Source organism: Pyxidicoccus fallax, assembly GCF_012933655.1.
GTDB classification, from domain to species: Bacteria; Myxococcota; Myxococcia; order Myxococcales; family Myxococcaceae; genus Myxococcus; species Myxococcus fallax.
Window position 1 is genome coordinate 1 of record NZ_JABBJJ010000538.1, and the last position, 5,633, is coordinate 5,633.

A 5,633-nucleotide genomic window follows, 5' to 3' on the forward strand; every position below is an offset into this window, starting at 1 on the left:
GGCGGGCCCCCTTTACCGGGGGGCACCCGTAGGGTCAAGCCTCCCGGGCACTTCTGGATTAAGACGGGCTTAGCGGACCCAGCCGCCGGGCGCCACTCCCTTGCGCGCGGAGCGTCATCTTTCGCCCCCGGAGGGCCGCCGGGCGGGCTGCCGGGAGGCCCTCGAAACACGAAGGGCCCACCCCCGGGAGAGGGCGGGCCCTGGAGACCTCGCGGGAGGCCGGAAGCCTACTTGAGGGCCTCGGCGCCGGAGACGATCTCCATGAGCTCCTTGGTGATGACCGCCTGACGGGTGCGGTTGTAGGTCAGCGTCAGGCTGCCGATCATGTCGGTGGCATTGGAGGTGGCGTTCTCCATGGCGCTCATGCGGGCGCCGTGCTCGGAGGCCACGCTCTCCAGCAGCGCGCGGTAGAGCTTGATGTTGACGGCCTGGGGCACCAGCCGGTCCAGCACCGCCTGGCGGTCCGGCTCGTACTTGAAGTCCACCAGCGCCGTGGGGCCCGCCTGCGTGGGGGCCGCGCCGTCGGCGGCGCCGAGCGTCTGCAGGGGCAGCAGCTGGGCGACAGTGACCTTCTGGGTGATGGCGGTGACGAACTCGTTGTAGACGATGTGGACGGCGTCCACCTCGCCATTGAGGTAGCTGGCCACCAGCTCCTCGGCGACGTCCGCGGCGGCGCGGTAGCTCAGGCGCTGGTACAGGCCGCCGAAGTCCTTGCGGATGGCCTGGCCGCGGTTGCGGAAGAAGTCATTGCCCTTGCGGCCCACCGTGGAGAGCTGGATGCGCTCCATCGCGGTGTTCTCGTAGAGGAAGCGGTTGGCGCGGCGGATGACGTTGGAGTTGAAGCCGCCGGCGAGGCCGCGGTCCGACGTCAGCAGCACCAGCTCCACCTTGCGCACCGGACGGGCGGTGAGCAGGGGGTGCGCGAGGCTCTCGTCGCCCGCGCGCGCGGCCAGGTCGGAGATGATCTGGTCCAGCGTCGTCGCGTAGGGGCGGGCCGCGAGGATGGCGTCCTGCGCCTTGCGGAGCTTCGCGGCGGAGACCATCTTCATCGCCTTGGTGATCTGCCGCGTGTTCTTCACCGAGCGGATGCGCTTGCGAATGTCGCGAAGGGACGCCATGGGACCGGGAGCTCCTGTGAGACGTTCAGCCCGCGTCACCCATGTGGGAGCAGGGGCGGATAGCGGGCCCCCTATATAGGTGGGCCGGGGGCCGGTCAACGGCGGCATGTCGGGGGTTGCAGGATCGCCGGCCCGGGCGAGCCGATATGGGGCAGGCGGCCGGGCCGTTCCGGAAGGGGCTCCCCCTGGTGGGAGGCCGCCTTACCTTGAGTGGGTGCTCACACCCCCACGGAGCTCCTTATGCCAGCGTTGAGCGGTCCCCTTCTCATCGTCGAGGACGACGCGGACATCCGTGAGGCCCTCCAGGGCTACCTGGAGCTCCAGGGCTATGAGGTGCGGGTCGCGTCCAACGGCAAGGAGGCGCTCGAGCACCTCGACACCTCGCCGCGCCCGTCGCTCATCCTCCTGGACATGGCCCTGCCCGTCATGGACGGGCACCGGGTGCTGACGACGCGCAAGAGCAACGAGGCGCTGGCGGAGGTGCCGGTCATCATCCTGTCGGCGGGAATGGCGGCGATGAACCCGCGGGACAGGGCGGTATACGCGGCCAACTACGACGTGGCGGCGTTCCTGAAGAAGCCGGTGGAGCCGCGGCAGTTGGTGGAGCTCATCGAGCGCCACGCGCTGAAATCGGCTGGAGCCCAGGCGGGCACTTCGCCCTGAGCGTGCGGGGCCTCGCGGGACTTTCCGGAGAGGGGCCGGCGGAACACAATGGCCCCTCCTTCGGTGTTCTCGGGGTCCATGAAGCCAGGCGGTACGAGCAGGGTGTGGTTGCGCAGGGGCCTCCTCGCCGTGATGGCGGTGGGCCTGGGCCTGCTCGCCCTCTCGCACCTCGTGCGGGTGAGCTACGAGGACCGCATCGTCCCCCTGGAGACGGCCCCCGAGGCCCCGGTGGCGCTCGTGTTCGGCGCGGGGCTGGCGCCGGGCGCGGTGCCGTCCCCCGTGCTGGCGCAGCGGCTGGACGCGGCCATTGCCCTGTGGCGCCAGGGCAAGGTGCAGGCGGTGCTGGTAAGCGGGGACCAGATGAAGCCCTTCCACCACGAGACGCGGGCCATGCGGCGCTACCTGCTGGAGCGCGGCGTGCCGGAGGCCGCGGTGCAGGGGGACGAGGCGGGGCTGTCGACGTACGACAGCTGCCTGCGGGCGTACACGGTGTTCGGGGCGAAGCGGGCGCTGTTGGTGACGCAGCGGTTCCACCTGTCGCGGGCGCTGTTCATCGCCAACTCGGTGGGCATCGACGCGTGGGGCGTGGCGGCGGACGAGGGCCGGTCGACTCCCTGGCGCTATACGGTGCGCGAGACGCTGTCGCGGGTGCTGGCACTCGCCATGGTGTTGCTGAAGGTCGAGCCTGTCTACCCCGCGGAACGAACCGCGCTCCCGCAGCGCTGATGTCCGAGCGGGCGGCGTGGCAGGCAGGCGGGCGGCGAGAATTGCGGCGACCTCCGCCGGTTCTCATTGTTGAGCCGTAAGGCAGACGACCCACCGCGCTTTCTCGAGGAGACACCATGCGATTCAAGAAGCTCGGTTCAGAGGACGTGGGTGAGTCCACCTCTCTGCGCCACCTGAATCCGGACACCGGTGAGGAGGAAATCAACATCACCGACCAGGACCTGGCGGCGACTCCGCCGCTGGAGGATGAGCCGGACTTCCGCGACATCCTGCCGGACCAGATTCACGAGTTCCGCCGGGGCGACGAGGAAGAAGAGGGCGCGGAGCTGACGGCCCAGCCGGAGGACCGCATCCGCCCCATCCGCCGCGACCAGCTTCCGGAGGGGTAGCCTTCCGGTTCAGGGGTGAAGTCGGGCGGTGATGAAGTGCCGCCCGACTCTCGCGGCACTGGAGCGCGAGACCGGGCCACGGGGGTCATCCCCTGCCTGTCGCGCGGAAGAGGCTCCGTGAGCCGAGACGGGGCGGGAGTGTGACTCCCGACCTCTCGCCACGGAGGCGGCTCGCGATGGATGCACGAGCCGGGGCTGCGTGGGCTTGCGCTACCCAACCTCACACGAGGTAAGGCCCCACTCTGGTTCCGCGAATCGACGGCGGGCCTTGCGCGGCCTGGCCTCTCATGACGCAGGCACCCCACTCTGCTCACGTGAGTCGAGAGCGGCTCCGCTGCCTGCTCCTCTCGTGATGCAATCACCCCACTCTGCTCATGAGAGTCGAGGGCGGGCTCCGTTACCCGCTCCTCTCGCGACGCCTGCAACCCACTCTGCTGACGCGAGTCGAGGGCGGGCTCTGCTGACGCGCCCATCGCGACGCAAGCAACCACTCTGCACACGCGAGTCGAGGGCGGGCCCCGTGCCCGCCCCCCTCACGACGCCTGCGACCCACTCTGCTGACGCGAGTCGAGGGCGGGCCCCATGGCCCGCTCCTCTCCCGCTCATGCTCAGCGACCGCGCTTCTTCGCGGCGGCCTTTTTCGCGGGCGCCTTCTTCGCAGCCGCCTTCTTCGCGGCTCCGCCCCCCGCTGGTGCCTTCTTCGCGGCGGCCTTCTTCGCTGGGGCCTTCGCGGCAGCCTTCTTCGCCGCGGGTGCCTTCTTCGCTGGGACCTTCGCGGCAGCCTTCTTCGCCGCGGGTGCCTTCTTCGCAACCGCACCCTTCTTGGCGGCAGCCTTCGTGGCGGGTGCCTTCTTCGCGGCGGCCTTCTTCGCCGGAGCCTTCTTCGCAACCAGGGCAGTCTTCGCCGGAGCCTTCTTCGCAGCTGCCTTCTTCGCGGCGGGCGCGGGAGCAGCAGGCTTCGCGGCCTTCTTCGCTGCAGTCGGTGCCGTCGGAGTCCCCGCAGCCCCCTTCTTCGCGGCGGCCGGTGCCGCCGGAGCTCCCACAGCCCCCTTCTTCGCGGCAGCCGGTGCTACGGCCGGAGTTCCCACAGCCCCCTTCTTCGCGGCAGCCGGTGCTGTCACGGCAGGCTCCGCAGCAGCCTTCTTCGCGGCGGTCTTCTTCGCGGCAGCTTCTCCCGCAGAGGCAGGTTCCGCAGCGGCCTTCTTCGCGGCGGCCCCTCCCGAAGCAGCAGGCTCCGCAGCGGCTTTCTTCGCGGCGGTCTTCTTCGCGGGAGCCTCCACGGCGGCAGCAGGTTCAACGGCCGTGGTCGTGGCCTCTGGCGCCGTCGCGCCCGGCTCCGCGGCGGCCTTCTTCGTAGCGGCCTTCTTGGCGGCGGCCTTCTTCGCGGGAGCTTCCGGCGCGGCGGCAGGCTCCGTGGCGGCCATCGGCGCGGGGGCTTCCGGTGTGGCGACGGGCTCCGCCGCGGCCGTTCCTTCCGTGGCGGAGGCGGTCGTTGCCGTGCCTTCCGCGACGGGAGCCGTGTCCGCCGCCGGAGTCTCCTCCGCGGCGGCCTTCTTCGCCGAGGCCTTCTTCGCGGGAGTCTTCTTCGCAGCCGAGGTCTCCCCGGCGGGGGCCTCCGTCACCGCGTCCACCTTCGTCGCCGCGCCGCTCGCGGACTGGGGCAGCAGGACTCCCGCGCCGCCCACGGCCACGCTCCGCGCCGCGGGCTTCGCCTTCGAGGTCCGCACATCGCCGAGACCGATGGGACGCACCGGCTTCTTGGGCTCCGGCTTCGGCTTCCTCCCACCGAAGGGCCGCCCCTCATCGCTCATCGCGGACGAGTCATCGTCGTACTCGTACGCGAGCTCGCGCACCTCGTCCTCCTCCTCCTCCTCCTCCTCGAAGGCCGTCTCCTCCTCGGCCTCCTTCACCACCGCCGCCGCGTCGGCTCCATCGCCCGCTCCATCCGCCTCGGCCGCTTCGGTCGCGGCCCCGTCGCCCTCCTCGGCCTCCTCGTCCTCTTCGTCAGCCTCGGCGCCGGACAGCGCGCCCTGGAGCACGGCGTTCATCGCGCGCGCGAAGGTGCGCTCCCCGAAGCTCTCCACCTCGGCGGGAGGCACGAGCACGTCGAACATGTCCTTCAGCGTGCGGTACAGCCGCAGCTCCTGCTTCTCCCCATCCCACGTGCCGTAGACCCAGTCCTCGTCCCCGAGCGACTCGACCCAGCCGGGCAGCGGTCCCCCGCCATCCCCCTGCTCCACCATGGCCGACTTGCGCGCGGCGAACAGGTGGCGGTGATGCCCCTTCACGCCAATGCGCCACACTCCGGCGGCGGGCAGCCCCACCAGCTTCAGCCGGGACTTCTCCAGGACGCTCGGCTCGCCCTCGGGCCCATGCAGCGGGAAGAGCTGCACGTCACCGTTCAGCTCCCCTCCGTTGATGGCCTGGTACAGGGAGGCAAGCTCCTCGGGGAATGGAACGCCGCACTCCGTCTCCGCCCGGCGGACCTCCTCCGCGGGGACGCCAGATGCCGCTGCCTTCGCCGACTTCCGCAGTGCCTCCAACCACTCGTGCATGACCCCTCCACGACGACACTCTGTGACACAACCTTACGGCGGGTGTGCCCTCCTGCGCAGTGCGCGTGTTGCCTTTTGATGACACCTCGCCCGGGATGATCCAAACCCCCGGGGCTGACACGCGCGCGCCCTCGCGAGGGCATACCCGGAAAACCCCCGGCACCCGCACTCCCCATCCCTAC

Annotated in this window: 5 protein-coding genes; 3 read left to right on the forward strand and 2 right to left on the reverse strand. The window is 70.6% G+C overall.

Features of this window, described 5'->3' with window-relative positions; translation table 11 throughout:
* Nucleotides 1-227 precede the first annotated feature (227 nt).
* The gene (gene atpG, locus HG543_RS51005; protein ID WP_169352244.1) at nucleotides 228-1,118 is read right to left on the reverse strand and encodes an ATP synthase F1 subunit gamma; all 891 of its coding nucleotides are present in this window, start codon (nucleotides 1,116-1,118) and stop codon (nucleotides 228-230) included.
* 240 nt (nucleotides 1,119-1,358) lie between these two features.
* Here atpG and HG543_RS51010 point away from each other — a divergent pair, with 240 nt between their 5' ends.
* The 3 genes from HG543_RS51010 (at nucleotide 1,359) to HG543_RS51020 (ending at nucleotide 2,896) form a co-directional block, all read left to right on the forward strand.
* Entirely contained in the window at nucleotides 1,359-1,781 is a 423-nt protein-coding gene (locus tag HG543_RS51010; RefSeq protein ID WP_169352245.1) for a response regulator, read from the forward strand.
* A gap of 48 nt (nucleotides 1,782-1,829) precedes the next feature.
* The gene (locus tag HG543_RS51015; protein WP_169352246.1) at nucleotides 1,830-2,507 is read left to right on the forward strand and encodes a SanA/YdcF family protein; all 678 of its coding nucleotides are present in this window, start codon (nucleotides 1,830-1,832) and stop codon (nucleotides 2,505-2,507) included.
* Between the two features lie 116 nt (nucleotides 2,508-2,623).
* Nucleotides 2,624-2,896, forward strand: coding sequence for a hypothetical protein (locus HG543_RS51020; protein ID WP_169352247.1), 273 nt, complete (start codon nucleotides 2,624-2,626; stop codon nucleotides 2,894-2,896).
* A gap of 608 nt (nucleotides 2,897-3,504) precedes the next feature.
* On the opposite strand, the gene HG543_RS51025 is transcribed toward HG543_RS51020, so the two are convergent.
* On the reverse strand, nucleotides 3,505-5,451 hold the full coding sequence (locus tag HG543_RS51025; protein WP_169352248.1) for an SMI1/KNR4 family protein: 1,947 nt from the start codon (nucleotides 5,449-5,451) through the stop codon (nucleotides 3,505-3,507).
* Nucleotides 5,452-5,633: the final 182 nt, after the last annotated feature.